Consider the following 26,053-nt stretch of genomic DNA (forward strand, 5'->3'; position numbering starts at 1 on the left):
CCCTTTTTCGGATGCCGATGAGCCTGCGCCTGCACAACAACCTGACGCGGCGGGTCGAGCCGTTTGCGCCGCTCGATCCGTCCAGCCCCACCCTGTACGTCTGCGGTCCCACCGTCTACAACTACGCGCATATCGGCAACGCTCGCGGCCCGGTGGTCTTCGATGTGCTTGCCGCGTTGCTGCGCCGACGCTACGGCGCGCTGCGCTACGCGCGCAACATCACCGACGTGGACGACAAGATCAACGCCGCCGCGCAGGCGCAGGGCGTGCCGATTTCGACGATCACCGACCGCTTCGCGGCGATCTACCGGCAGGACATGGCAGCGCTCGGCGTGGCTCCACCGGACATCGAACCGGAGGCCACCACGCACATCCCGCAGATCGTGGCGATGATCGAGCAGCTGATCGCCACTGGGCATGCCTATGCCGCGGAAGGCCACGTGCTGTTTTCGGTCTCCAGCTTCGAGGACTACGGCAAGCTCTCGCGGCGCGACCCGGACGAAATGTTGGCCGGCGCGCGCGTGGACGTGGCGCCATACAAGCGCGACCCCGGCGACTTCGTGCTGTGGAAACCCTCCAGCGACGACCTGCCCGGCTGGCCATCGCCCTGGGGCCGCGGCCGGCCGGGTTGGCATATCGAATGCTCGGCGATGGCCGCCGCCCATCTGGGGCCGACCATCGACATCCACGCCGGCGGTGTGGACCTGCAGTTCCCGCATCACGAAAACGAGATTGCGCAGAGCGAGTGCGCGCATGGCGGTGCCACCTTTGCGCGCTTCTGGCTGCACAACGGCATGCTCAATTTCAGCGGCGCGAAGATGAGCAAGTCGCTGGGCAATATCGAAACCGTGCACGAGCTCATCGCCAGGCATCCGCCCGAAGCGCTGCGCTATGCGCTGTTGAGCGCGCACTACCGTCAGCCGCTGGACTGGTCGGATGGGTTGATCGAGCAGGCCAAGAACACGCTGGACCGCCTGTATGGAACGTTGCGGGATCTGGCTGCGCTGGAAGCCGAAAGCGGCAGCGATCCGGCGGTATCCATGACGATTCCCGCCGAGGTGGAGTCCGCTCTGGATGACGATCTCAACACGCCGCTGGCCTTGTCCGTCATGGCAAGCATCGCCTCCGATGCGCGTGCATTGCGCAGCGACCTGATGCAAAGCGGCCAAGCATCGGCGCGCATGATCGAGCTGCATGCGGCGCGCGCCAAGTTGCTCGGTGCCGGAATGGCACTGGGGTTGCTGCAACAAGACCCGGCTGCATGGTTCTCGCGCGGCACCGACGCCGGCGACGATGCACGCATCACCGCATTGGTGGAAGAACGCAGCGCGGCGAAGAAAGCCAAGGATTTCGCCCGCGCCGACGCCATCCGCAAGCAACTTGCCGAAGAGGGTATCGTGCTGGAAGACACGCCGCAGGGCGTGCGTTGGAAGCGTGCTTGATCCTTCTCACGTCTTCCTGCGGGAGAAAGTGCCCCGCAGGCGGATGAGGGTGCGCTGCGGCGACAATCAACCGTCGGTCATGGCAAACGCGTCGCCACGCGCCAGCCAGAAAGAATGACCGACGGCCCTCGCAGGCTGCCCCGCCCTGGCACCTGGTGAAAGATGCAGTGGCCACAGCGCTCCAAGGCCAGGTGCCAGTGGCGCACACCGTGCCTTCTCGCCCCGCGGGAGAGGGACTTGATCGAATTGATTCTGGATTTTTAGATGACCACCTCCCCCTTCCCGCTTGAACCGACTGCTACCGAGGCGCAGGCCGCCATTGCCGAGGAATTTTCCTTCTTTGGCGACTGGTCCGAGCGCTACCAGTACCTGATCGACCTTGGCCGCAAGTTGCCCGCCTTCCCGGAACAGTGGAAAACCGAAGAGCACCGCCTGCACGGCTGCCAATCGATGGTCTGGATCGTGCCGGAGGGCAACGCCGAGCGGCTGGATTTCCATGCCGTCAGCGATTCGGCCATTGTCTCCGGGCTGATCTACCTTGCGCTGCGCGTGTATTCCGGGCGTAGCGCGCAAGAGATCCTGGCTACCGAGCCTGACTACATCGCCGGGATCGGCCTGGCCAAGCATCTGTCGCCGACCCGCAGCAACGGCGTGGCAGCGATGCTGGCCTTCATCCGCGATACCGCGCGCGCGCAGCAGTGAGCACGCCCGCCCCATCGCCCGCCGATTCGCTGCGGACGCTGCTCGCCCATCCAGGCTTCGGCCTGGTGCTGCTGTACCGCGTGGCGGCGATGCTGTCCTACCAGATCGTCGCGGTGACGGTCGGTTGGCATATTTACGAAATGACCGGCAACCCGCTCTCGTTGGGGCTGATCGGCCTGGCGGAAATCCTGCCGTTCTTCTGCATCGCCCCCTTTGCCGGCTACCTGGTCGATCACCTGCCGCGCCGCCGGCTGGGCATGGTCGCCGTGCTGGGCTTGGTCGCAACCGCGCTGTTGCTGTTGGCGATCACGCAAGGCTGGCTGCCGGTCAAAGGCGTGTGGCCCATCTATGCCGCCATCTCGCTCACCGGCGCGGCGCGCTCTTTCTTGTCGCCGGTCTACAACGCCTTGTTCGCACGGGCGCTGCCGCGCGACGCATTCGCACGCGGCGCCAGCATCGGCAGCGTCACCTTCCAGGCCGGCATGGTGATCGGCCCGGCGCTGGGCGGCGTGCTGGTCGGCTGGGGCGGCAAGGGCCTGGCCTACGGGGTCGCCGCCAGCGTGGCGATGCTGGCGATCCTGGCGTTGGCTTTATTGCGTGTCAGCGAGCCCGTCAGCGCCGGCCCGCGTGCGCCGATCTTCCGCAGCATCGCCGAAGGCGCGCAGTTCGTACTGTCCAACCAGATCATGCTGGGCGCCATGGCGCTGGACATGTTCTCGGTCCTGCTTGGCGGCGCGGTATCGATGTTGCCGGCCTTCATCCACGACATCCTGCACTACGGCCCGGAAGGCCTGGGCATCCTGCGCGGTGCGCCGGCGCTGGGTTCGATCGTGGTTGGCGTGTGGCTGGCGCGGCACCCGCTGCAGCGCAATGCCGGACGCGTGCTGCTGCTGTCGGTGGCCGGCTTCGGGCTCTGCACCATCGCCTTCGGACTGTCGCGCCATTTCTGGCTGTCAGCGGCGATCCTGCTGGTGTACGGCATGTGCGATGGCGTCTCGGTGGTGGTGCGCCAGACTATCCTGCAGTTGGCCACCCCCGATGCCATGCGTGGCCGGGTGTCTTCGATCAACGGCATCTTCATCGGCTCGTCCAACGAGTTGGGCGCGTTCTACGACGGCGTCATGGCGCGCCTGGTCGGCCTGGTGCCGGCGGTGGTCATCGGCGGCTGCGTCACCCTGGGCGTGGTGGCCACCACCGCCTGGAAGGCGCCGCGCCTGCGCAAGCTGGACCTGCGCGATCTGCAGTGAGCGGCGCGATCGCGTGATTGCCGGTGCCCACGGCGCCGCTGTGGTGGCAAGGGGCTCGTGTTGCGGACCGCGCTCACGTGCCGTATGCAGCTGCGTGCGGCGGCGTCTCGCCAATGGGCGCTGCCTGACTCTCGGCCAGGCGCCAATACAACGGATCAGGCGACCATAAAAAACCCCGCACATGGCGGGGTCTTTCGGTGAGCCAGGCGGACGATCAGTCGCCCTGCTGCTTCTGCAAGTGCTCCCAACGCTCCTGGGCATCGATGGTGCGCTCGGCAGTCAGACGCGCTTCCAGGCGGTCCAGGCCAATCTCTTCACCGGTGTCCACGCAGTAGCCGTAGTCACCGTCTTCCAGACGCTTGAGCGTGCTGTCGATCTTGGAAATCAGCTTGCGGGCGCGATCACGGGCACGCAGTTCCAGCGAGTTTTCGGTCTCGCGGGTGGCACGTTCGGCTTCGTCGCCGATGTCGCGTACTTCTTCGCGCAGGTTTTCGATGGTCTGCTTGGATTCCTCCACCATCTCGTTGCGCCAGCTCTGCAGACGCTGGCGGAAATATTCCTGCTGCAACTTGTTCATGTACTCCTCGTCCGCGGAAGGCTTGTAGCCCTGCGGCAGGATCGGGCGACCGGTTGCTTCGTCGGTCTTGTACTCGACCACCTTGTACTTGGTCTTGGGAGCCGCGCTGGACGGCTTGGACGTCACGGCCACGGCCACCTTGCCGACCGGACGGGTCGCAGCAGGCTTGGCGGGGGCTTCGGTTTTAGTTGGCGTTTTTGCGGAAGATTTCGAAACGGGCACGGGATTCTTAGATGACGGGGTCGCAGGCTTTGCCGGCTTCGCAGGGACGGCCTTGGGGACCGGTGCGGGCGCGGGCTTTTCAGCCTTGACCGGGACTGACTTGGCCGGAGCCGGCTTGGTGGCCGGCTTCGGTACGGACTTGGACGCCACCGGCTTGGCGGCCGGTTTGGCGGCAGCCGGAGCTGCCTTTTTCGCCGCCGGCTTGGCAGCACTCTTGGCGACGGGTTTCACTGACTTGGGGGCTGCGGACGCGGTGGTCTTGGAAGCCGGCGCCGGCTTGGCAGCGGCTTTCTTCGCAGGTGCCTTCTTCGCGGGTGCCTTCTTGGCAGCCGGCTGCTTGGCCGGCGGTTTTGCGGCCGGTTTCGCAGCAGCGGACGTCGCTGCCTTTTTCGCAACGGGTTTGGCGGACTTCTTGGCGGCCTCTACGGCCTTTTTTGCAGGTTTTTTAGCAGCCACGAAACGCTCATCCTTGGTTCCCCCGGGGCCCGGGAAAGCGGGACTTTATAACGTACCCCGCGGACCCCCGGCAACCACCTATTAATGCAAGTGGCATATCATTGGCAAGTGATCTCACGCCTGCTCATCGCGCTGCTGCGCGTCTACAAGCTCGTCATCAGCCCCCTGCTCGGGCCGCGTTGCCGTTTTGCACCAAGCTGCTCGGACTACGCGATGACCGCCATCGGCCGCTTCGGCCCGCTGCGCGGCAGTTGGCTTGCCGCGCGCAGGCTCGGCCGCTGTCATCCCTTCCATCCGGGCGGATTCGATCCGGTGCCCGATGCACCCGCCTCGCCCTCCCCGTCTTCTTCCTGCAGCTGCAAAGGACCCCATCCATGAGCCGAACCGTCATCGTCAATGCCCGCCTGGTCAACGAAGGCAAGGAGTTCGACGCCGATCTCCTGATCGAGGGCGGCCGCATCGCCAAGATCGACAGCAAGATCGCCCCTGCCCCTGGTGATACCGTCGTGGATGCCGCCGGACGCTGGGTGCTGCCAGGCATGATCGACGACCAGGTGCACTTCCGCGAACCTGGCCTGACCCACAAGGGCGACATCGCGACCGAATCCGGCGCCGCGGTGGCTGGTGGCCTGACCAGCTTCATGGACATGCCCAACACCAATCCGCCGACCCTGGATGCCGCCGCACTGCAGGCCAAGTACGACGCCGCTGCCGGGCGCGCCTGGGCCAACTACGGCTTCTACATGGGTGCCAGCAACGACAACCTGGCCCACATCCAGTCGCTGGACCCCAAGACTGCACCGGGCATCAAGGTGTTCATGGGCGCCTCCACCGGCAACATGCTGGTCGATAACCCGGAAACGCTGGACGCCATCTTCCGCGACGCACCCACGCCGATCATCACCCACTGCGAAGACACCCCGACCATCGACGCGACGATGGCGCAGTACAAGGAAAAGTATGGCGATGCGCTGACACCGGAGATGCACCCGGACATCCGTTCGCGTCAGGCCTGCCTGAAGTCCTCGCAGCTGGCGGTCTCGCTGGCGCGCAAGCACAACACCCGCCTGCACGTGCTGCACATTTCCACCGCCGACGAGCTGGCGCTGTTCGAAGCCGGCCCGCTGGTCGATGCCGATGGCAAGCTGCGCAAGCGCATTACCGCCGAGACCTGCATCCACTTTCTGCGCTTTGATCGCAGCGATTACGCACGACTGGGCAACCTGATCAAGTGCAACCCTGCGATCAAGGACGCCGAAGATCGTCTGGCGCTCATCGATGCGCTGGCCGAAGATGTCATCGACGTGCTCGCCACCGACCACGCCCCGCACACCTGGGAAGAAAAGCAAAAGCCCTATGCGCAGGCGCCCTCGGGCCTGCCGCTGGTGCAGTACGCGCTGGTCGCGGCACTGGAGCTGGTGCACGAAGGCAAGTTGCCGATCACCCGTATCGTGCAGAAGTTCGCGCATGCGCCGGCCCAGTTGTTCGATGTGCAAGAGCGCGGCTTCCTGCGCGAAGGCTATTTCGCCGACCTGGTGATGATCGACAACACCCCGTTTACCGTGAAGCGCGAGCAGGTGCTGTCCAAGTGCGGCTGGTCGCCATTCGAGGGCACCACCTTCCGTTCGCGCATCGCTGCGACGTGGGTCAACGGCCAGCAGGTGTGGGATGGCGAACAGCTGGTGGGCAGCGCTGCCGGCCAGCGCCTGACCTTCGACCGCTGATGCGCGCAGCCCTGTTTGGTGCCTGGTTGATCCTGGCGCCGGTCGCGCTGGTTGCAGGTCGCGCCCAAGCGCAGGGTGCGGCCGCCGCAACCGATGTCGTATTTCCGCAAAGCGCGTCGCAAGGCGCGCTGGTGATCGGCAAGGTGCCGGCAGGCAGCAAGGTGCAATATGCCGGCCGCAGCTTGCGTGTGAGCGGTTATGGAAGCGTCGTGTTCGGGATCGGCCGCGATGCGACCGGGCCCTTGCAGGTGCAGATCACCCAACCCGATGGCAGCACGCGCACCGTGAGCATCGCAGTAACGCCGCGCGACTGGCCGGTGGAACGCGTCAATGGCGTGCCGCCGAAGACGGTCAACCCGCCGGCCGAGATTGCCGCGCGCATCAAACGCGAACAGGCGCAGGTCACGGCGGCGCGCGACCGCGATGACGCACGCACCGATTTCGCCCAACCCTTCATCTGGCCGGTGCAGGGACGTATCAGCGGCCGCTTCGGCAATGCACGCGTGTACAACGGCCAGCCGGGCGCCGGCCATTCGGGCATGGACATCGCCGTGCCCACCGGCACCCCGGTGAAGGCACCGGCTGCCGGCGTGGTGACGTTCGCGGCGCCGGACCTGTATCTCACCGGCGGCACGGTGCTGCTGGATCACGGCTTCGGGGTGAGCTCGAATTTCCTGCACTTGTCGCGTATCGACGTGAAGGTGGGCGACCGGGTCGAGCAAGGCCAGGTGATTGCCGCGGTTGGTGCCACTGGGCGTGCCACCGGGCCGCATCTGCATTGGGGGATGAACTGGTTCGACACCCGCATCGATCCGTTGCTGGTGCTTGAGCGGACGAAGTAGAGCGTTCGAAAGATCGCCTCTTTGACGTGCGGTGGCATTGAAGACGCTGTTCTACGCTTCCTAGAAGAGCCTGCTTGGCCAGCCCGGTCTTCTGCTGACTCGAGTTTCCCTCACACCAATTATCGCGTCCCGGACGTACTGGAACGGAGCCGCAACAGTGGATGGCAATGCAGGCGTGGCCAACGTTGATCCCATCGGGTTTGCCGTTTCATCTCTTGACGAGGCTATCCGGTTCTGGACCGAGGCCCTGGGGTTTACGCTCGAACGACAGGCACAGATGGGCGGCGATTTCCTGCATCAGGTCACCGGCGTGGATGATCCGAGCGTGCGAACGGCAATCGTGAAGGCTCCGGACGGATTCATCGTCGAGTTGCTGCAATATTCCAAAGGTCGTCGGAATGGGCAGTCGCCGGACAGCGCGGGTGCGATCGGGGCCGCCCATCTGGCGCTGACCGTCCGGGACATCCATGCGGCCATCTGCCGTGTCGAGGCGGCCGGATGGAAGGCGAAGGGCAAGCCGCTGCCGATTCCGGGAGGTCCGAGAACAGGAACGCTCACCGCCTACGTGTCCGGTCCCGACCATATTTCCATCGAGTTCATGCAGCCCGCTGGACCGTGACAGAACCGGCGCGCCCCGACTACCGGCGCAGTCGTCAGGGGGATGACACCGAATGGTCGCATCCCCGCCCCGTTGATGGACCATGATCCCGATCCGCCTTAGCGTGCGGCTGCAGAGTCATTCTGCGATGACCCCACTATTTGATGCATCGCGACCACTGGATCAGGCCCCCTCGATTTAACAACGGGCCACACCCTGCGACGACAGAAGAAAAACGCAACCCACGACCATTGCGCCGGAACGCTACACACCCGGTCGGCGGCGACCTACCCGTCGTGCTTGTGTCCGCCAGCGGGCTTTGCGGTATAACCGAAACGACCGTCGTGCGTCGCTGCAGGTGGACGCTTGGGCTGCCGACGGTCGGTCCGTCGCTTCGGCGTCGGGCGTGCTTCATCTCCCCTCCCCCGACTGCAGGAGATGTGCGACATGCGCAACGAGCACCTCAAACCGACCCTGGGTACCTGGCAGTTGTGGGGCATCGCGGTGGGGCTGGTGATTTCAGGCGAGTATTTCGGCTGGAGTTACGGCTGGGGCACCGCCGGTACGCTCGGCTTTCTGGTGACCACGCTGCTGGTCGCAGTGATGTACACCTGTTTCATCTTCAGCTTCACCGAATTGACCACCGCCATTCCCAATGCGGGCGGGCCCTTCGCCTATAGCCTGCGCGCGTTCGGGACCTATGGCGGCATGCTGGCCGGCCTGGCCACGTTGATCGAATTCGTCTTCGCGCCGCCGGCTATCGCGATGGCGATCGGCGCGTATCTGAATGTGCAGTACCCCACGCTGGATCCGCGTCTTGCAGCGGTTGGCGCCTACCTGGTCTTCATGAGCTTGAACATTGTCGGCGTGGCGATTGCAGCCACCTTCGAGCTGATCGTGACCTTGCTGGCGGTGATCGAACTACTGGTGTTCATGGGCGTGGTGGCACCGGGTTTCAGCGTGGCGCGCTTTGCCGCCAACGGCTGGGCCGGCAGCGACGGCTTCGGGCCGGCCGCCATTTCCGGCATCTTCGCTGCGATCCCGTTTGCGATCTGGTTCTTCCTGGCGATCGAAGGGGCGGCGATGGCGGCCGAAGAAGCCAAAGACCCCAGGCGCACGATTCCGCGCGCCTACATCGCCGGCATTCTCACCCTGGTGGTGTTGGCGCTGGGCGTGATGGTGTTTGCCGGCGGCGTCGGCGACTGGCGCCAGCTTTCCAACATCAACGATCCGCTGCCGCAGGCGATGAAGGCCGTGGTCGGCAACAGTTCCACCTGGTTGCACATGTTGGTGTGGATCGGCTTGTTCGGGTTGGTGGCGAGTTTCCACGGCATCATCCTGGGCTATTCGCGTCAGTTCTTTGCGCTGGCGCGTGCCGGTTTCCTGCCACATGGGCTGGCCAGGCTCTCGCGTTTTCGCACGCCGCATCGCGCCATCCTGGCCGGCGGCGTCATCGGCATCGCCGCGATCTGCAGCGACAGCGTGGTCAAGATCCAGGGCATGTCGTTGACCGCAGCGATGATCACCATGTCGGTGTTCGGCGCGATCGTGATGTATGTGATGAGCATGCTCAGCCTGTTCAGGCTGCGTCGCGCCGAACCGGGATTGGAGCGTAGTTTCCGCGCACCGTGGTACCCGGTGGTGCCGGCCATTGCGCTGCTGCTGGCACTGGTGTGCCTGGTGGCGATGGTGTGGTTCAACCCGATCGTGGCATTGATCTTCCTGGGCCTGCTGCTGTTCGGCGCGGCGTGTTGCGTCCTGAGCCTGCGCACGCAACACACGCCTGTGGCCAGCGCCGGATGAGCGGGTTTGCCTTCACCGCAGGCGGCGAACGCTTTCAGTTTGCCGATCTGAAGCAGCTGCTGGCCAAGGCGACGCCTGCGCGCTCCGGCGACCAGCTGGCCGGTCTTGCCGCCGACTCCGGTCTGCAGCGCGTGGCCGCACAGATGGCGCTGGCCGATCTGCCGCTACGGCACTTCCTCGACGAAGCAGTGGTACCGTATGAAGCAGACGAAGTCACCCGGCTGATCATCGACCAGCACGATGCCGCTGCATTTGCCGCCGTGGCGCATCTCACCGTGGGCGGCTTTCGCGATTGGCTGCTGAGTGCGCAGGCCGACGAAGCTGCATTGACCGCGTTGGCACCCGGCCTGACGCCGGAAATGGTGGCCGCGGTGTCCAAATTGATGCGGGTGCAGGACCTGATCCTGGTGGCGCAGAAAACCCGGGTCGTCACCCGCTTTCGCAACACGCTGGGGTTGCGCGGACGCCTGTCGACACGCCTGCAGCCCAACCACCCCACCGATGATGCCACCGGCATCGCCGCCAGCGTGCTCGACGGCTTGTTGTACGGCAACGGCGATGCGGTGATCGGCATCAACCCGGCCAGCGACAGCCTGGCCGCAACCACGGCCCTGTTGCGCATGCTCGATGCGGTGATCAGTGGGTATCAGATTCCCACGCAATCGTGCGTGCTTGCGCACATCACCACCACCATCGAAGCGATCGGCCGCGGCGTGCCGGTGGATCTGGTGTTTCAGTCCATCGCCGGCACCGAGGCGGCCAATGCCAGCTTCGGCATCAACCTGGCCTTGCTGCAGGAAGGGTATGAAGCGGGCCTGTCGTTGCGTCGCGGCAACGTCGGCGACAACGTGATGTACTTCGAAACCGGCCAGGGCAGCGCGTTGTCGGCCAATGCGCACCACGGCGTGGATCAACAGACCTGCGAGGTGCGCGCCTATGCGGTAGCGCGCCACTACAAACCGCTGCTGGTAAACACCGTGGTGGGCTTCATCGGGCCGGAATATCTCTACGACGGCAAGCAGATCGTCCGCGCCGGGCTGGAGGACCACTTCTGCGGCAAGTTGCTCGGCGTGCCGATGGGCTGCGACATCTGCTACACCAACCATGCCGAAGCCGATCAGGACGACATGGACGTGTTGCTCACCCTGCTCGGCACTGCCGGCATCAACTTCATCATGGGCATCCCCGGCTCGGACGATGTGATGTTGAACTACCAGACCACCTCGTTTCACGATGCGCTGTATGCGCGCCAGGCACTCGGCCTGCGCGCCGCACCCGAGTTCGAACAGTGGCTGGAGCAGCACGACATCCTGCGGCTGCGCGATGGCCGCTTCGAGCTTGGCAGCGAGGTACCGGCGCCATTTCGGCGTGCATTGGCACAGGCCAGCGGTAGAGCGGCGCCATGAGCGCCCCCTCAACACCGCCCCGCGATGCCTGGGCGCACCTGCGCCAACTGACGCCCGCGCGCATTGCGCTGGGCCGGGTGGGGACCAGCCTGCCTACGGACGCGCACCTGGAGTTCCAGCTGGCGCATGCGCAGGCACGCGACGCGGTGCATTTGGCCTTCGACCCGGCACCGCTGCAGGCCGCGCTGGAGCAACGCGGGCGCAGCAGCATCCTGCTGCAGAGCGCTGCCACCGATCGTCATCAGTATCTGCAACGTCCCGATCTGGGAAGGCGCCTGGCCGAAGATGCCGCCGCCCAGCTACGCGGCCTCACGGCCGTGCATGGCGGCGGACAGGATGTTGCGGTGGTCATCGCCGATGGACTGTCTGCGCTGGCCGTGCATCGGCATGCCGCGCGCATGCTAGACCAGATCGATGCACTGGCATCTCGGGAAGGCTGGTCGCTCGCGCCGGCGGTGCTGGTGGCGCAAGGGCGCGTGGCGATCGGCGATGAGGTCGGCGAACTGCTCAACGCGCGCGCCGTGATCGTGCTGATCGGCGAAAGGCCGGGCCTGAGCTCGCCCGACAGCCTGGGCCTGTATCTCACCTACACGCCCCGCGTCGGGCTCACCGATGCAGCGCGCAACTGCATTTCCAACATTCGCGCCGAAGGACTGAGTTACGCCGAGGCGACCCACAAATTAGCGTATCTGCTGCGCGAGGCATTTCGCCGCAGACTCTCTGGCGTGCAGTTGAAAGACGAAGCCGAACAACCTGCGTCGCTGGCAGGGCCTGCCGACATCGCGCCGCGCACGTTCTTGCTGCCGGACTGAACTGCGCGGCGTGTGCTGACCAGGAGTCACACCGCGCAATTCGCAATCAATCCATCACTTCAATGCCCCATCCTGCGTATTGCTAGCGGCATAGGTGCTGGTCTGCAGTTCGTTGTCATGCGGATGACGTAAGGCGTTGCGTACATCATCGGGAAGCTTGTCGACATCCAGCATCACCTTTCCCGAGTGCACATCACGCACCACCGAGGCAGGCAGCACGAAGTCGCCGCCATTTTCGATATTGATGACCAGTTCGTCCCCATCGTTGCGGATGTCGCGGACGGCACCGACGCCGACTTCGCCATCGCGTAGAAATACCATCTGGCCAATTTCGATCTGCTGCATGTTCAATCTCCTGGAATGGCGTCATCACGCAAGCGCGCTGTGCCGGTGGCAGATCATCGCGCTGCGGTGCGTTGGCGCGTGGTGAAGCGCGGATCACTGCGGCGTGGGTGCGTGCAGCAAGGCGCCGCTCGGCAGGCGGGCCGGCTGCCCGACGATACGCTCGAACTCGCTCACATCGTGCGAACAGAACACCTCCACCTCACCTGCATGCTGTTGCCGTAGAGCGCGCAGGCGCTGCTGGTTACTCAAGCGCGCGGCGCGGTCCTTCTCCAACATCCATTGATATGCGCGCAGCCCTGGCGTGCAGTAAGGCGCGTCCGGATCCATTTCGCGATGGAAGAAATATGCATCGCCTGCCAGCAGCAGCCATCGTGCCGGCGTGTGCACCGCAACCGCGGCATGACCCAGCGTGTGCCCGGGAAGCGGTACCATCAGCAGCTCTGGCGGTAATCCATGCAGGTCGCGCACGCACTCCAGCCCCATCCAGCGCTCGCCTGCTGCACCGTCGTAGGTGCGCCACTGCCCGCGCGTAGACCACTGTTGCGGACGAAAGCGTTGGCGATCCATCCAGGTGCGCTGTGCCAGTGCGGCATCGCGTTCGCTCGTCATCAGGTGCACGCGCGCATGCGGAAAGTCGTCCAGTCCGCCGGCGTGGTCGAAATCCAGATGGGTCAGCACGATGTGCCGCACATCGCGCGGGTCCAGCCCTAGCCGTTGTATCTGCCGGATTGCGGTCATCTCCTCGCGCAAATCCGGCTTGACCAGGGCCAGAAAAAACCGACTCAGGCGCGCACGTGGCTCGGCCACATCGCGCAGGCCGAAACCGGTATCGATCAGTACCAACCCGGCGCTGGTTTCCACCAACAAGCAATGGCAACACAGATGGCCGCGATCCAGGACGCCTGGCGTACGTCCGTCCATGAGATGGCCGCCCAGCGGACAGGTGGAGATGCAGTTGAGGTGATGCACGCGCATCGGCAGGCTCCGCTTGGCGGGCCAGCGTGGCAATGCGGCCGTCGCACAGCGGTGAGCGGAGCAAATCGCGCAACCAGCGCGCACACGCCACCTTGACGGTGGCGCGTGCGCGCCAGATTTCAGCGCAGCGGAACGTCCGCCACCTTGTCCTGATAATCCTTCTTCGGGTCGACGCCCAACAACACCTTGATCCCTGCCAGCAGGCTCGACTCGTTGAGCCAGATCTGCGCATGGTCGGCGTCCAGGCGCAGCAGCGCCAAGTTCGGATCGGTCTTGCCGCCTTCGTACCACGCAGCGACATATGGATTCCACAACCGGTCGACCATGGCCGGGTCGGTGTCTTCGCGCAGCGAGCCGCTGATGCTGGCGAACAAATCGTGGCCCTTGCTGCTGAAGGCGCCGATGACGCGGCGGCCCTGCCCCAGCATGGCGATCAACGCGTTGTCCTTGGATGTAAAGAACCAGATCGGTCCACCGCTATCGCCTTCGATCTGTGCGGTCATCGGACGCGCGTGACCGTCTTCGACACCGTCCAGGCCCAGCATCACGGTGCGATCGGATTTGAGCGCCTTCCAGAATTTTTCCTGCAACTCTTTGGTGTCTGCCATTTCGATTCCTGACATGCGCGCGTACGCGGGTGAGTCAGTCTGAAAGGCCCTGCGCCCACGGCATGTGAGGACGCATCTCGAATCGCCGTCATTGTGCAACCGCAATATGGTCGGCGTGCGACATGGCCTGTAGCGCCAGTACCGGCCCGCAAAGCGTGACCGATTCGCAGTTCCGGCACATTGGCCGATACGTCATCAGCCGAAAAACGAACACGGCAGTAGGATCGGCCGGCCGCTGGTGCGGCACGAACGAGAACCGCGCATGGCAACGACCGTCGTTGCACCTGCGCTGCATTGCTTCCGAATCCCGAAGCGGCCGGACACCTGTTGCGATCGTTTATCAGGCGAGCGCGCACCGGCGTCGTCGTCGCTCCTGGCTTGCCGGCATCTGCAGCGTATTGCGCATACGTCCCCTTCTGAGAGAGCGCCACCACATGTCTGCAACGCACATCCGTTCGACCTGTCTCGCTGCCGCAGTGCTGAGCCTTGTTAGCGCCACTGCGCTGGCATTGACCGGCACTGCCACACGGCCGCAACTCACCAGCAGCGAAGCGAGCAGTTATACGATCGCCAAAGCCTTGGCCAAAGCCGGGCCGATCAGCGCACTGGTGACCGATAACTGGAACCCCACCGCAGGTGTCGCCCTACTCAGTGCCGATTACGCAGTGGCGGCCGACGGCTCCACACGCTACCGCACCGTGCAATCTGCCATCGACGCTGCCGTTGCTGCCGGCGGCACCACACGTCGCTATATCAGCATCAAGGCGGGCACTTACACCGAGCTGGTCTGCGTGCCGAACAATGCGCCACCGCTGACGCTGTTCGGGCTGGGCACAAATACCGGCGACACCGTCATCCGCTTCAACAATGCCAACCCCACTCCCAAGCCAGCCGGCACCGCAAGCCATCCGTGTGCGAGCAATGCGTCGGCGACCACGGTTGGCACCTCCAACAGCGCGACGTTCACCGTGCGCGCGGCGAATTTCGAGGCGCGCCACCTGCGCGTGGACAACAACTATGTGGAAGGCACCTACACCGACAACAATCAATCGGCGGTGGCGCTGGCTGTGCGGGGCGACAAGGCCAACTTCCAGGATGTTCTGGTGACCGGCAACCAGGACACCTTGTTGATCAGCGCGACCAGCGCGTCCAATGTGATCCGGGCGTATTTCAAGAACAGCACCATCGAAGGCGATGTCGATTTCATCTTCGGCTCCGGCGTCGGTGTTTTCGATGGCGCCACCATCCGTTCCACCGGCGCACGCCTGGGCAGCAGCCGCGGCGGCTATATTTTTGCGCCCAGCACGCGTCCTGGCAGCAGCTACGGATTTCTGGCGATCAACAGCAGCTTTACCGGTGTCTCCGGCTCCCCGGACAACAACACCTATCTTGGACGTGCGTGGGACGAGAGCGTCGGCAGCCTGAGTTCTTACGTCAACGGCACTTCGCCCAACGGCCAGGTGACGGTACGTGACTCGACCCTGGGCAGCCATATCCGCAAGACCGCGCCATGGAATGCATCAACGGTCGGCCGCCCGTATTGCAGCAGCAACTGCACCAATTCGGCCAACCGTTTCTACGAATACAACAATAGCGGTCCCGGCGCGGCCAATTGAGTCGGCGCTTCACCGCAACTGCGCCGCAAGCCGGGCATTGCCCGTGCTTGCGGCCTCGCGCGTCGAGCTGGAATTCCTGCCGGGATCCCTGCGTGCGCGTGGCGTCGCGCGGCACTCGATCATCTCGGCCGCGACAACGGCAGCGCACCGGCTGCCGATAAGAGGGCGTGCGAACGGCCTGACTGCGTCGCAAGGCCTACGCACGATTGGCGCTGTCATTACCTTAGCGCCGTGCTGCCGTTCGACACGCTCCGAACACGACAGACTGGGCCGCCGCGCCCGTCACGCCACACACGCGCATGCTGCACGCAGCTGACGTACCGGCGCCGCTTAATCGGTGCCGCTGGCGGCACGCCAGCTATGCCAGAGCTGTTGCATCGGCGGCGGGTACGCAGGCTTGCCCGCCAGCTCGCGCTGCAGGCGCAGCCGTGCCAGACGCGACCACACCCGGTGCGGCCGCGCCAACGCGACCTTGCGCGGCCAGGCCTGCAGCAGCTGCGTGCGCCAGGCGGACGTGGCAACGCCACCGGGCGCTGCGCCGTCGCCGGCCACGCGTTGGCGTGCATCCAGCCATTGCACCGCCACCGCACTGGCATCGCCAGGCCGTGCCCGTGCGAACAGCACCGCTTCCACCGCAATCACCGCCTCGGCGAACGTGCGCAGTGCCCCTAGCGCGTGCTGCAGCGATTGTGGCTGGACGCGCGCGGCCTGCATGGCCGGCAAGGTGTCGGCCAGCTGTGACCACGGCGCACGCACCGGCTCAAGCACGCGCCCCAACGGATGGCGCGAGCGCTGGCTCGACCAGTCACGCAGCTCCTGCTGCCACCACGCCAGCTTGGCATCGGCCGGCAACGGGTCGCCGGCGATATTCATGATGTCTTCCCATTCCTGCAGCAACGCGAACCAGGCAACTGCCAGACGGCGTTGCGGCTCAGGCACGAACGGTTCGGCAACCGACCATTCCGGCCAGCGGGTGGCCCACTTGTCGAGAAAACTGTCGAGCGCGCTGGATTGGCTCATGGCGGGTCCGGAAAAATACGAAGAAAGATCAGATCTGCGGCCACGTTGCCGCATTCCAAAGTGCCTGCGGCTGCTCGACCAGCACATCGGCCTGCCAGTGCGTCGGGTCGTCGTCGTCTAGACGATAGCCCCACAACGCCGCGACCGACGCCATCGCCGCCGCGCGCGCAGCCACGATGTCGCGCTCATCGTCGCCCACATACACGCATTGCGCAGGTGCAACGCCGATGCGTTCTGCGGCTATCACCAGCGGCAACGGATGCGGTTTGCGCTCGGCCAGCGTGTCGCCACCGATCAGCACCGCGCAGCGCTGCTCCCAGCCCAACTGCGGCAGGATCAGGCGTGCCAGATATTCGGGCTTGTTGGTGACGATACCCCACACGCAGCCGGCATCCTCCAGCCGCACCAGCATCTGTTCGATGCCATCGAACAGCTGCGATTGCGTGCCGATCAGGCCTTCGTAGCGCTGCAGGAATTCCGGCACCAGCGCCGCGCACGCCGCGGCATCGAGCTCGGCAAAGGCCACGCCGAGCATCGCACGCGCACCTTTGGAAACCACCGGGCGCAGCGACGCCAACGCAAGTGGTGCACGCCCACGCGCATCCAGCATGGCGTTGACTGTCGCCAGCATGTCCGGCGCGCTGTCCAGCAAGGTGCCATCCAGATCGAACAACACCGTGCGCGGGAAACTCACCACAGCGCCACGGGCCTGCAACTGCATGCACTCCACCCGAAACGAGAAAATCTCAAACCCTCAGCCAACCGCCTTTGCGATTCCCGATTCCCGATTCCCGAATCCCCGCCCATCACGGCTTCACCGCATACGCCAGGTAATTCACTTCGGTACGCGAGGACAGGCGGGCGCGATTGCGCCACGGCTCGTACAGCATGCCGCTGACGTCTTCAAGCTGCAGCCCGGCGTTGCGCAGCCACGCCGCAAGCTCGGCCGGCTTGATGAAATCCTTGTAGTGGTGCGTGCCCTTGGGCAGCAGACGCGCGATGTATTCGGCGCCCACCACCGCCAACGCGAACGCGGCAGGGGTGCGATTGAGCGTGGACAGGAACAGCTTGCCGCCCGGCTTGAGCAGGCTGGCGCAGGCACGGATGATCGCGGTCGGATCCGGCACGTGTTCGAGCATTTCCATGCAGGTCACCGCATCGAAGCTGCCCGGCTGTTCGGCGGCCAGGTCTTCCACCGATTGCACGCGATAGTCGACCTGCACGCCCGATTCCAGGCTGTGCAGACGCGCCACCTTCACCAGTTCCGGCGCCAGGTCGATCGCAGTCACCTGCGCGCCCAGACGTGCCATCGATTCGCTGAGCAACCCGCCACCGCAGCCGACATCGAGCACGCGCGCACCGGCAAGTTCCAGCCGCGCGGACACATACTCCAGACGCACAGGATTGAGCGCATGCAGCGGCTTCTGCGGGCCGTCGGCATCCCACCAGCGGTTGGCCAGCGCGGCGAATTTATCCAGCTCGCTCTGATGGAAATTGCTGGATTTGGCGTGCGTATTCGAATTCATGCGGGGGCTCCGTGATGCGGTGACGCGCGCTCAGGCGCGGACGGTGCGGATGCGTTCGCGCCACTGCCGCGCATTGGCGAGAAGGGCGGCGGTATCCATGTCGATGAGCTCGCGCTGCACCAGTTTGGGCTTTCCGGCGATCCACACATCGGTGACCTGATGGCGGCCAGCCGCGTAGATCAGCTGCGACAGCACATGATGCAGCGGCTGGGTTTCCAGTGCGGACAGGTCCACGCAGACCAGGTCGGCCTGCTTGCCGACCTCGATCGAGCCGATCCTGTCGCCGAAGCCCAAGGCGCGCGCGCCGCCTAACGTGGCCGCACGCAAGGTGGTCGCGGCGTCCAGCGCGGTCGCATCGTTGGCCACGGCCTTGGCCAGAATGGCGGCGGTACGGTTTTCGCTGAACATGTCCAGGTCGTTGTTGCTGGCACAGCCGTCGGTGCCGATGGCCAGATTCACGCCCGCACGCTGCAGCGCGCATGCCGGGCAAAAGCCCGAAGCGAGCTTGAGATTGGATTCGGGGCAATGCACCACGCTGACGCCGCGCTCGGCGCACAGATGGATTTCCGCATCGGTGAGCTGGGTCATGTGCACCGCGATCAGGCGGTCGTTGACCAGGCCCAGGCGATCCAGCCGCGCCAGCGGGCGCTGGCCGTACTGCTTGATCGAATCGGCCACTTCCTGCGCGGTTTCGTGCGTATGCAGATGCACCGGGATGTCGAGCTGGTCGGCCAGCATGCGTACGCGTTCGAAGTTGGCATCGTTCACGGTATACGGCGCATGCGGCGCGAAGGCGGTGCTGATCAACGGATCGTCGCGCCATTGGTCGTGCAGCTCGCCGGCACGCGCGAAGTATTCGTCGTCCGACGATGCCCATGCGGTCGGGAAATCGATGATCACCGCGCCCACCAGCGCACGGAAACCGTGCTGCTTGTAGACGGCCGCCTGCACATCGGCGAAGAAGTAGTTTTCGTTAACGCAGGTCGTACCACCGCGCAGCATTTCGGCGATTGCCAGCGTGGTGCCATCAGCCACGAATTCCGGCCCGATCACCGCCGCTTCCACTGGCCAGATGTGCTGCTGCAACCACACCATCAGCGGCAGGTCGTCGGCGACGCCGCGCAGCAGCGTCATCGGATTATGCGTATGCGCATTGACCAGGCCCGGCATCAACGCCGCATCGGGCCGCGACACGGTCTGCTTGGGCACAAAACGCGTGCGTGCTTCGGCAGCCGGCAGCACGGCAACGATGACGCCGTGATTGACCGCGACCGCGTGGTCTTCCAGCACCACCGCATGCGGTTCGATCGGCACGACGTAGCCGGCCTCGATCAGCAGGTCGCAGGGTTCGGGCGGAGCGTTGGTCATGAGTGGATCCATTGAGGTTAGTTGCCGAACGGCCAGGAGTCGTCGGAGCGTGACACAGGCGCATACCGCGTGCCGTCGTAGCGCAGCACCTGGCGCTGGCGGTACGTGCGCTCGATGTCGTCTGCATCCTCGACGGTGGTGGAAGTCACCAGGTTGGCAGTGACTGCGATGTCGGCATAGCCCGCGTGGACCGGCGCGTCCATCGACAGGGTGAGCGTGCCGCGTTCGGTCACCACACCCGTCGCGCCCCAGTTGCACGGTTCGCCTTTTACCCGCCGCCAGACAGTGAGATCCCGCTGCAGCACCGGGCGCAACCGGCGCTGTTCGCGCACCAGCAAGGTCAATGCATCGTTGCTGTCGAAATCCGGACAACTGGGCCCGCGCGCAACGCTGTGCACCACCACGCCAACCGCACGCACGCCCTGCGCCAGGTCATAGCGTGCGGTATCCAGGCGCAGACTGTCGGCAGCAAGTTCGAAGCCGGCATCTTCGCCCATGTCCTGCGTGTACAAGGCAACGACCTGGGCAGTGCGGGCATCGAGCATGGCAACGCGCAACTCAAGGTTGCGTTCGCCTGCCTCGGTGGTGGCATCGCTGGCGAACGCAATGGCCGCCAGTCGTATCGATGGGTCGTACGGCCACGGCTTGCAGGTCTGTGCCACGGCATGGTCGACCGGCACCGCCCCTGCGGCGCCGGACACCGCACCAGCTGCCACCGCCGCCACGCTTTGCGCGTCGCAGGCAGTGGCGGCGGCGGTTTGCGCAAGCACCGGACACGCCGCCAGCAGGCCGCTCAGCCCGGCCAGCAACGCGACGCACGCGGCCGTCAGGTGCGAGCCAATGGCGCACGGGACCGGCAGTGCACGCGTGGCCCATGCAGATTCCAGACACCGGCCGCCCAAGCCTGGCAACGGCGCAGTCGTTTCTTCGGCTGCTCCTGGCGTCGTCAGGACACTGGCGCTGCGTACTGCTCGACCGGACCGGCGTCCCAGGCGCATCTGGATTACTTGACGCGCGCCGAGTATTCGCCCGAACGGGTATCGACCTTGATGATCTCGTCCTGGTTGACGAACAGCGGCACGCGCACCACCGCGCCGGTTTCCAGCGTGGCCGGCTTGCCGCCGCCGCCGGAGGTGTCGCCGCGCACGCCCGGATCGGTCTCGGTGATCTTCAGCTCGACGAAGTTCGGCGGCTGCACCCAGATCGGGGTGCCGTTCCACAAGGTCACGATGCAGTCTTCCTCGCCCTTGAGCCACTTGTCGGCGCCGCCCATGCCGGCCTTGTCGGTCTGCACCTGCTCGAAGGTTTCCGGGTCCATGAAGTGCCAGTACTCGCCATCGCTGTAGAGGTAGCGCATGTCGGTATCGACCACGTCGGCCACTTCCACATCGTCGGTCGCCTTCATGGTCATTTCGACCACGCGACCGGACTTGATGAAGCGGTACTTCATGCGGGTGAAGGCCTGGCCCTTGCCCGGCTTGACGTATTCGGTCTCGGTGATGACCGCCGGCTCGTTGTTGACCAGGATCTTCATGCCGTTCTTGACGTCGTTCATGCCAACAGTGGCCATGGTGCAGCTCCTCGATAAGACCACGACCCGCCACGCGGTAGCAGGTCGGATTAGAATGGGGCGCCCGCCGCAACCGGCGGGCATTTGGTTTTGTGACCGCACATGATAACCGCAGCCCCCCTCGCCTTACAGCCATCCCCGCCCCCCGCCCTGCAGCCAGCGCGCTGGCAACAGCAGTGGCGCGACGCCGTGCGCGACCCGCGCGTGCTGCTGCAGCTGCTGGGCCTGGATGCGCAAGCGGCATCAATCAGCGCTGCCGCCGCCGCCCAGTTTCCACTGCGGGTGCCGCGCGCCTTCGTGGCGCGCATGCGCCATGGCGACCTGCACGACCCGCTGCTGCGCCAGGTGCTGCCGCTGGATGCGGAAATGCAGCCGGTGCCGGGCTTCGGCCTGGATGCGGTGGGCGATGCCGCCGCCCGGACCGCTGCCGGGGTGATCCAGAAATACCGCGGCCGCGCCCTGCTGATCGCCACCGGCAGCTGCGCGGTGCACTGCCGCTACTGCTTCCGCCGCCACTTTCCGTATGCCGAAGAGACCGCTGCGCGCGATGGCTGGCGTGAGGCGGTGACCGCGATCGCCGCCGACCCCGGCATCGAGGAAGTGCTGCTTTCCGGCGGCGACCCGCTCTCGTTGGCCACACCCAAGCTGGTCGAACTCACCGACGCCCTGGCGGCCATCCCGCATCTCAAGCGCCTGCGCATCCACAGCCGCCTGCCGATCGTGCTGCCGGAGCGCGTGGATGCGCCACTGCAGGCCTGGCTGCGCAGCCTGCCGTGGCCGGTGGCGTTCGTACTGCATGCCAACCATGCCAACGAATTCGACCCCGCGGTAGACGCCGCCGTGCAGGGGCTGCGCGACACCGGCGCACACTTGCTCAACCAGGCCGTGCTGTTGCGTGGCGTCAACGACAGCGTGGATGCGCTGGCGGCGCTGAGCGAGCGCAGCTTTGCCGCCGGCGTGCTGCCCTACTACCTGCATCAGCTCGATCGGGTCGCCGGGGTGGCGCATTTCGAAGTGGACGATGCGCGCGCGCGCGCGCTGCATGCCGAGCTGGCTGCCCGCCTGTCCGGCTACCTGGTCCCGCGGCTGGTGCGTGAAATCCCCGGCGATACAGGCAAGCGGCCGCTATAACCGCCCTGACCTCAGCGCAACCGGTCGTAGGAGCGCACCCGGGCGCGATGGCGCTTTACCGGTAACGCCCGGTCGCGCTCAGGCGCGCTCCGAGGGCACTCACCCCGCCGCGATCAGCTTGACCATATCGGCCGGGCTCAACGGCCTGCTGAACCAATAGCCCTGCCCCAGGTCGCAACCGCGCTCGCGCAACAGATTGAATTGCGCTTCCTGCTCGATGCCTTCGGCAACCACAGTGATTCCCAGCGAGTGCGCCATGTTGATGATCGCGGTGGTCAGCGCCAGATCGTCCGGGTCGCGCTGCAGGTCGGCAACGAAACTCTTGTCGATCTTGACCCCGTCCACCGGCACCTGACGCAGATGGCTCAAGCCGGAGAAGCCGGTGCCGAAATCGTCCAGCCATACCTTCACGCCGGTGCGGTGCAGTTGGTCGAGCAGGCTGGCCGCCATCATCTCGTCGCCGATCACCGCGGTCTCGGTCAGCTCCAGATGCAGGCGCGCGGCCGGCAGCCCCGACTCGGCCAGGCACCCGGCCACGGTGTCGATCAGCGCACCGCTGCGCAGTTGCCGCGGCGAAACATTGACCGACACGAACAAACCCTCGCCCACCACTGGCCACTGCGCCGCCTCCAGGCAGGCCGCGCGCAGCACCTTGGGGCCGATCACTTCGATCAGGCCGCTCTGCTCGGCAATATCGATAAAGGTGGACGGCGCGATCGTTCCCAGCGCCGGATGCTGCCAGCGCAGCAGCACCTCCACGCCCACCAGCACACGGTCGCTGGTGCGGTAGATCGGCTGGTAGACCAGGCGCAGCTCGTCGCGTTCCCAGGCCCCGCGCAACTCGTGCTCCATGTGCACGCGGCGCTCCACCGCGTGATCGGCGGCGCGGCTGTAGAAGCGATGGCAGTTCTTGCCGGCGACCTTGGCCTGGTACATGGCGATGTCGCCGTTCTTCAGCAGCGCGGTGGCATCGCGCGCATCATCGGGGAACAGCGTGATGCCGATCGAGGTCCCCAGGAACACCTCGCGGCCCTGCACGTTCAACGGCCGGCTCAGTTCGTGCACCAGCCGGTCGGCCAGTTGCGCCGCCAGCAGGCTGACATCGCCGCTCTGCAGCAGGATCACGAACTCATCGCCGCCAAAGCGCGCCAGAATCGCATCGTCGCCGCCCAGCGCGGCAACTGCGCGGCTGATGCGGCTGGCGAACTGCAGCAAGGCCTCGTCGCCGGCCTCATGGCCAAGCGTGTCGTTGACGCGCTTGAAGTCGTCGATATCGGCAAACAGCAAGGCCAGCTTGCTGTCGGTGCTGCGCGCGGTGTGGAGCAGATGATCCAGACCCTCGCGAAAGCCCAGCCGGTTGGTCAGCCCGGTCAACGCGTCGGTGTAGGCCATGTGCCGCACTTCGCGGTCGTGCCGGGCGATGCTTTCGCTCATGCGCCCGAACGCGGAAATCAACTCGCCGATCTCGTCGTTGCGGGGGTGCGGCGGCAGCTGCACCGCATAGTCGCCCCGTTCGATCTGCCTTGCCGCTGCCGCCAGCAACCGAATCGGCGCCACCAGCGTGCGCTGCACGTAGATGGCCAGCAACACGCCCAGCCCGACCAGCGCAGCCAGCAGGACCAGCAACCAGCCCAGATCACGCTTGCCGATGGCGTTGAGGTTCTGCACCAGGGTGAGATTGGCGCCGGATTCGATCTTGCGCACCCGCTCGCGCGACATGCCCACGCGCACGCCACCGATGCGCTGGTCGCCGATCTTGATCGGCACCGTCACATCCAGCACCTCCGGCGAGGACTGCAACACCATCGCCTGCGCCGCCAGCGCTTTGGCGGCGAGCGGATCGGTCATGGCCTGCCCGTAACGCTGCAAGGTCGGCGTGCCGTCGTGCACCAGCCGGCCATGGCGGTCGAACACCAGCACATAGCTCACCACCTGCTGGCGCGAGGCATTGCGCACCAGCGCACCCACCGCGCCCAGGTCCGAGTAATACAAGGGGTTGGCCAAGCCGGAAGCCAGCTCGGTCGCCAGCGTTTCGCCGCGCGTGCGCAGGCTGCGATCGAACAGCTCGTGCAGGATCTGCGCACTCAAGCCGCGCACCTCGCGCTGCATCGCGCTTTGTCGCTGCAGCAGCGAAGCCAGGATCGCACCGACCAGCAGCAGCGTCAGCGCCATCACCAAGAGAAAGCGTGCCTGCAAGCCGAAGCGCACCTGAGTCATTCCACGTGATCCCTGACGCGTTGCACGCCCGCGCTCAACTCTTGCAGACGTCGGCGGCTAGCGGGATCCAGCGGATGGAACCCGGTAGTGTCGAAAAAGCGCTTCAGCGCCGGGCCCGCCTTGGGGTCGGAGGCGGCCTGCAGCAACACCACCCGCAGACGCTGCTCCACGGCCGGGTCCATTCCTGCGCGCACCATTTCCACCGCGCGCGGCACCGGCGCAGTGCGGTGCACGATGCGGAAGTCGCGCTTGAACACCGGTGGCATGTGGCGTTCGTCGTCCCAATCGACGTTGCTGAGCGCGCCCACGTCGATCAGATGTTTGTGCACGAACGCGGCAACGTTCAATTTCGACCCCACCATCAGATAGCCGGCCGATCCGCGTGCCGGGGTGTCGTCGGCCGACAGCAGCACATCGCATGCGATGCCGTTGCGCAGCAGTTCGAGCACCGGTAGCAGGTAGCCGCTGGTGGACGAGGCGTTCTGCAATGCCAGGGTATGGCCGCGCAACTGCGACAGCGACTGGATCGGGCTGTCGCGGCGCACGAAGAACACCGTGTGGAAGTCGCGCAGTCCGCCACGCTCGGTCATGAGCAAGGGATGCGCGCTGCCGCGCTGTTCCAGCAGCATCGCCGCACCGGTCGTTTCGCTGACCCAATCGACCCGGCCGCGCCGCAGATAGCTGGACATCTGGCGCGCATCGGGCGCCATCAGGATTTCGCCGCGGCGGATCCCGACCTCGCGCATGCGCGGCACCACGTAATCCAGCAAGGGCTTGAGCTGCTCGTAATGGCTGGCGGGATCATCGCTGATCCGTCCAAGCACCAGGACCGAGGAAGGCGCTGCCGCAGCCGTCACGGCCAAGCCTGCCCCGGCAATCAGCCAGCAGGCAATCAGACACCATCGTAGACCGCGCAAAACGGACACTCCCCTAGAGCCGCGGACAGCCTAGCCGAATCTTCGAAGATGTGACAGACGTCAGTTTCCGGCCTGCTTGGCAAGCATGGCCATGCGCTGCGCATCGGACAGGATGCCGCGAATCAGCCGCACCTCCTGCTCGGTCATCTCTGCGCGCAGCAACAACCGGCGCAACTTGCGCATCGCCGACTCCGGCGCACGGCCCTTGTGGAAGTCGATCTCGTCCAGCGTGTCGCCCAGCTGGCCGAACATCCCTTCCAGCTGTGCGTGGCTGGCCGGCCCGTCGCGCAAGCCCGGAGCCGCTGCCGGCGCGCGTTCGGCCTCGCCTGCCGCCAGCTGCGCCAGTCGCACCTCGTACGCCAGCACCTGCACGGCCGCGGCCAGATTGAGCGAACTGAACTGCGGATCGGAGGGAATGTGGACCGCGGCGTGGCACAGCTGCAGCTCGTCGTTGGTCAGACCGGTACGCTCGCGGCCGAATACGAAGGCCACCTCGGCCGGCTCGCCCGCCTTGGCCAGGGCACGCTGCGCGCCCTCGTCCGGCAACAGTTCTTCCAGCGCCACCCGGCGCGCGCGCGCAGTGCAGCCAATCACCAGCGTGCAGTCGGCCACCGCCTCGCCCAGTGTCGCGAAGATCGGCGCCTGGCTCAGCACGTCTTCAGCGCCGGCCGAGCGCCGATAGGCGTCTTCGTCGAGTGCGCGCTCCGGCGCCACCAGCACCAGGCGCGAAACCCCCATGGTCTTCATCGCACGCGCTGCAGCGCCGATGTTGCCTGGATGCTGGGTACCCACAAGAACAAATCGGATGCGCTGGCTGACGGACATGAACGGAGATCGGGAAGCTGTTCGGCCGTAGATGGTAAACTGCGCGGCCGGCTTTCGCGCCGGACCGCTCTTTTACCTTCGCCATTGTCCGATTCTGCCTTCAC

The 26,053-nt window shown here is 65.6% G+C and carries 26 protein-coding genes; 13 read left to right on the forward strand and 13 right to left on the reverse strand.

From position 1 onward, the window contains the following. Positions 1 to 17: 17 nt before the first annotated feature. The 3 genes from cysS to HLH45_RS16405 all read left to right on the forward strand — a co-directional run bounded on the left by cysS (position 18) and on the right by HLH45_RS16405 (position 3,391). Entirely contained in the window at positions 18 to 1,442 is a 1,425-nt protein-coding gene (gene cysS / locus HLH45_RS16395) for a cysteine--tRNA ligase (protein WP_033478740.1), read from the forward strand. A gap of 264 nt (positions 1,443 to 1,706) precedes the next feature. After that, positions 1,707 to 2,144, forward strand: a complete 438-nt coding sequence (locus HLH45_RS16400) for a SufE family protein (protein WP_008573408.1) — start codon at positions 1,707 to 1,709, stop codon at positions 2,142 to 2,144. After that, positions 2,141 to 3,391 carry an MFS transporter gene (locus HLH45_RS16405; RefSeq protein ID WP_008573410.1) on the forward strand — a complete coding sequence of 417 codons (1,251 nt, stop codon included), beginning with the start codon at positions 2,141 to 2,143 and terminating at the stop codon, positions 3,389 to 3,391. The genes HLH45_RS16400 and HLH45_RS16405 overlap by 4 nt, the downstream gene beginning before the upstream one ends. 214 nt (positions 3,392 to 3,605) lie before the next feature. On the opposite strand, the gene dksA is transcribed toward HLH45_RS16405, so the two are convergent. Next, positions 3,606 to 4,094, reverse strand: coding sequence for an RNA polymerase-binding protein DksA (gene dksA / locus HLH45_RS21850; RefSeq protein WP_223866281.1), 489 nt, complete (start codon positions 4,092 to 4,094; stop codon positions 3,606 to 3,608). Between dksA and HLH45_RS21855 the strand changes: the two genes are divergently transcribed. The 8 genes from HLH45_RS21855 (at position 4,084) to eutC (ending at position 11,831) form a co-directional block, all read left to right on the forward strand. After that, a complete protein-coding gene (locus tag HLH45_RS21855) occupies positions 4,084 to 4,731 on the forward strand; it encodes a hypothetical protein (RefSeq protein ID WP_033478741.1) in 648 nt (215 codons plus the stop codon). The two genes, dksA and HLH45_RS21855, sit on opposite strands and share 11 nt — an antisense overlap. Beyond that, a complete protein-coding gene (yidD, locus tag HLH45_RS16415; RefSeq protein ID WP_011347711.1) occupies positions 4,731 to 5,024 on the forward strand; it encodes a membrane protein insertion efficiency factor YidD in 294 nt (97 codons plus the stop codon). The genes HLH45_RS21855 and yidD overlap by 1 nt, the downstream gene beginning before the upstream one ends. After that, positions 5,021 to 6,370: a dihydroorotase gene (locus HLH45_RS16420; RefSeq protein WP_008573418.1), complete on the forward strand. Its 1,350-nt coding sequence runs from the start codon at positions 5,021 to 5,023 to the stop codon at positions 6,368 to 6,370. The genes yidD and HLH45_RS16420 overlap by 4 nt, the downstream gene beginning before the upstream one ends. Continuing rightward, positions 6,370 to 7,212, forward strand: a complete 843-nt coding sequence (locus HLH45_RS16425) for a M23 family metallopeptidase (RefSeq protein ID WP_008573419.1) — start codon at positions 6,370 to 6,372, stop codon at positions 7,210 to 7,212. The genes HLH45_RS16420 and HLH45_RS16425 overlap by 1 nt, the downstream gene beginning before the upstream one ends. 118 nt (positions 7,213 to 7,330) lie before the next feature. Next, on the forward strand, positions 7,331 to 7,831 hold the full coding sequence (locus HLH45_RS16430; RefSeq protein ID WP_046931930.1) for a VOC family protein: 501 nt from the start codon (positions 7,331 to 7,333) through the stop codon (positions 7,829 to 7,831). 417 nt (positions 7,832 to 8,248) lie between these two features. Continuing rightward, positions 8,249 to 9,613, forward strand: a complete 1,365-nt coding sequence (eat, locus tag HLH45_RS16435) for an ethanolamine permease (protein WP_008573423.1) — start codon at positions 8,249 to 8,251, stop codon at positions 9,611 to 9,613. Next, positions 9,610 to 11,019, forward strand: coding sequence for an ethanolamine ammonia-lyase subunit EutB (locus HLH45_RS16440; protein ID WP_008573425.1), 1,410 nt, complete (start codon positions 9,610 to 9,612; stop codon positions 11,017 to 11,019). Before eat ends, HLH45_RS16440 begins: the two co-directional genes overlap by 4 nt. Then, positions 11,016 to 11,831 carry an ethanolamine ammonia-lyase subunit EutC gene (gene eutC, locus HLH45_RS16445; protein WP_008573427.1) on the forward strand — a complete coding sequence of 272 codons (816 nt, stop codon included), beginning with the start codon at positions 11,016 to 11,018 and terminating at the stop codon, positions 11,829 to 11,831. The genes HLH45_RS16440 and eutC overlap by 4 nt, the downstream gene beginning before the upstream one ends. Positions 11,832 to 11,885: 54 nt before the next feature. On the opposite strand, the gene HLH45_RS16450 is transcribed toward eutC, so the two are convergent. From HLH45_RS16450 to HLH45_RS16460, 3 genes are all read right to left on the reverse strand, one after another. Further along, positions 11,886 to 12,176, reverse strand: coding sequence for a hypothetical protein (locus tag HLH45_RS16450; RefSeq protein ID WP_008573429.1), 291 nt, complete (start codon positions 12,174 to 12,176; stop codon positions 11,886 to 11,888). A gap of 93 nt (positions 12,177 to 12,269) precedes the next feature. Continuing rightward, the gene (locus tag HLH45_RS16455) at positions 12,270 to 13,151 is read right to left on the reverse strand and encodes an MBL fold metallo-hydrolase (RefSeq protein WP_033478743.1); all 882 of its coding nucleotides are present in this window, start codon (positions 13,149 to 13,151) and stop codon (positions 12,270 to 12,272) included. A gap of 119 nt (positions 13,152 to 13,270) precedes the next feature. Beyond that, a complete protein-coding gene (locus HLH45_RS16460) occupies positions 13,271 to 13,774 on the reverse strand; it encodes a pyridoxamine 5'-phosphate oxidase family protein (RefSeq protein WP_008573434.1) in 504 nt (167 codons plus the stop codon). Positions 13,775 to 14,235: 461 nt separating this feature from the next. On the opposite strand from HLH45_RS16460, the gene HLH45_RS16465 reads away from it, so the two are divergent. Further along, positions 14,236 to 15,375, forward strand: a complete 1,140-nt coding sequence (locus tag HLH45_RS16465; RefSeq protein ID WP_031423040.1) for a putative acyl-CoA thioester hydrolase — start codon at positions 14,236 to 14,238, stop codon at positions 15,373 to 15,375. A gap of 330 nt (positions 15,376 to 15,705) precedes the next feature. On the opposite strand, the gene HLH45_RS16470 is transcribed toward HLH45_RS16465, so the two are convergent. The 6 genes from HLH45_RS16470 to efp form a co-directional block, all read right to left on the reverse strand. Then, positions 15,706 to 16,395, reverse strand: coding sequence for an isoprenoid biosynthesis enzyme family protein (locus HLH45_RS16470; RefSeq protein ID WP_008573439.1), 690 nt, complete (start codon positions 16,393 to 16,395; stop codon positions 15,706 to 15,708). Positions 16,396 to 16,423: 28 nt separating this feature from the next. Beyond that, complete coding sequence (locus tag HLH45_RS16475) at positions 16,424 to 17,116, reverse strand: phosphoglycolate phosphatase (RefSeq protein ID WP_008573441.1); 693 nt, start codon at positions 17,114 to 17,116, stop codon at positions 16,424 to 16,426. Positions 17,117 to 17,201: 85 nt separating this feature from the next. Further along, positions 17,202 to 17,921 (reverse strand): bifunctional 2-polyprenyl-6-hydroxyphenol methylase/3-demethylubiquinol 3-O-methyltransferase UbiG, encoded by a 720-nt coding sequence (ubiG, locus tag HLH45_RS16480; protein WP_008573443.1) that lies wholly within the window; start codon positions 17,919 to 17,921, stop codon positions 17,202 to 17,204. Positions 17,922 to 17,951: 30 nt separating this feature from the next. Then, positions 17,952 to 19,289: a TRZ/ATZ family hydrolase gene (locus tag HLH45_RS16485; RefSeq protein ID WP_033478744.1), complete on the reverse strand. Its 1,338-nt coding sequence runs from the start codon at positions 19,287 to 19,289 to the stop codon at positions 17,952 to 17,954. Positions 19,290 to 19,306: 17 nt separating this feature from the next. Then, positions 19,307 to 20,287, reverse strand: coding sequence for a PA3715 family protein (locus HLH45_RS16490; RefSeq protein ID WP_455772834.1), 981 nt, complete (start codon positions 20,285 to 20,287; stop codon positions 19,307 to 19,309). A 5-nt stretch (positions 20,288 to 20,292) separates the two neighbouring features. After that, positions 20,293 to 20,859, reverse strand: a complete 567-nt coding sequence (efp, locus tag HLH45_RS16495) for an elongation factor P (RefSeq protein WP_007962665.1) — start codon at positions 20,857 to 20,859, stop codon at positions 20,293 to 20,295. Between the two features lie 102 nt (positions 20,860 to 20,961). On the opposite strand from efp, the gene epmB reads away from it, so the two are divergent. Next, complete coding sequence (gene epmB / locus HLH45_RS16500; protein WP_008573447.1) at positions 20,962 to 21,990, forward strand: EF-P beta-lysylation protein EpmB; 1,029 nt, start codon at positions 20,962 to 20,964, stop codon at positions 21,988 to 21,990. A 99-nt stretch (positions 21,991 to 22,089) separates the two neighbouring features. Here the strand turns inward: epmB and HLH45_RS16505 are convergent, their stop codons facing one another. The 3 genes from HLH45_RS16505 to HLH45_RS16515 are packed head-to-tail and all read right to left on the reverse strand — an operon-like array spanning position 22,090 to position 25,949. Further along, a complete protein-coding gene (locus HLH45_RS16505; RefSeq protein ID WP_008573449.1) occupies positions 22,090 to 24,207 on the reverse strand; it encodes a putative bifunctional diguanylate cyclase/phosphodiesterase in 2,118 nt (705 codons plus the stop codon). Then, a complete protein-coding gene (locus HLH45_RS16510; protein WP_033478490.1) occupies positions 24,204 to 25,133 on the reverse strand; it encodes a phosphate/phosphite/phosphonate ABC transporter substrate-binding protein in 930 nt (309 codons plus the stop codon). The genes HLH45_RS16505 and HLH45_RS16510 overlap by 4 nt, the downstream gene beginning before the upstream one ends. Positions 25,134 to 25,184: 51 nt before the next feature. After that, complete coding sequence (locus tag HLH45_RS16515) at positions 25,185 to 25,949, reverse strand: RNA methyltransferase (protein WP_033479051.1); 765 nt, start codon at positions 25,947 to 25,949, stop codon at positions 25,185 to 25,187. Between the last annotated feature and the right edge of the window lie 104 nt (positions 25,950 to 26,053).

It is taken from the genome of Xanthomonas euvesicatoria (assembly GCF_013112235.1).
Taxonomy (GTDB): domain Bacteria; phylum Pseudomonadota; class Gammaproteobacteria; order Xanthomonadales; family Xanthomonadaceae; genus Xanthomonas; species Xanthomonas euvesicatoria.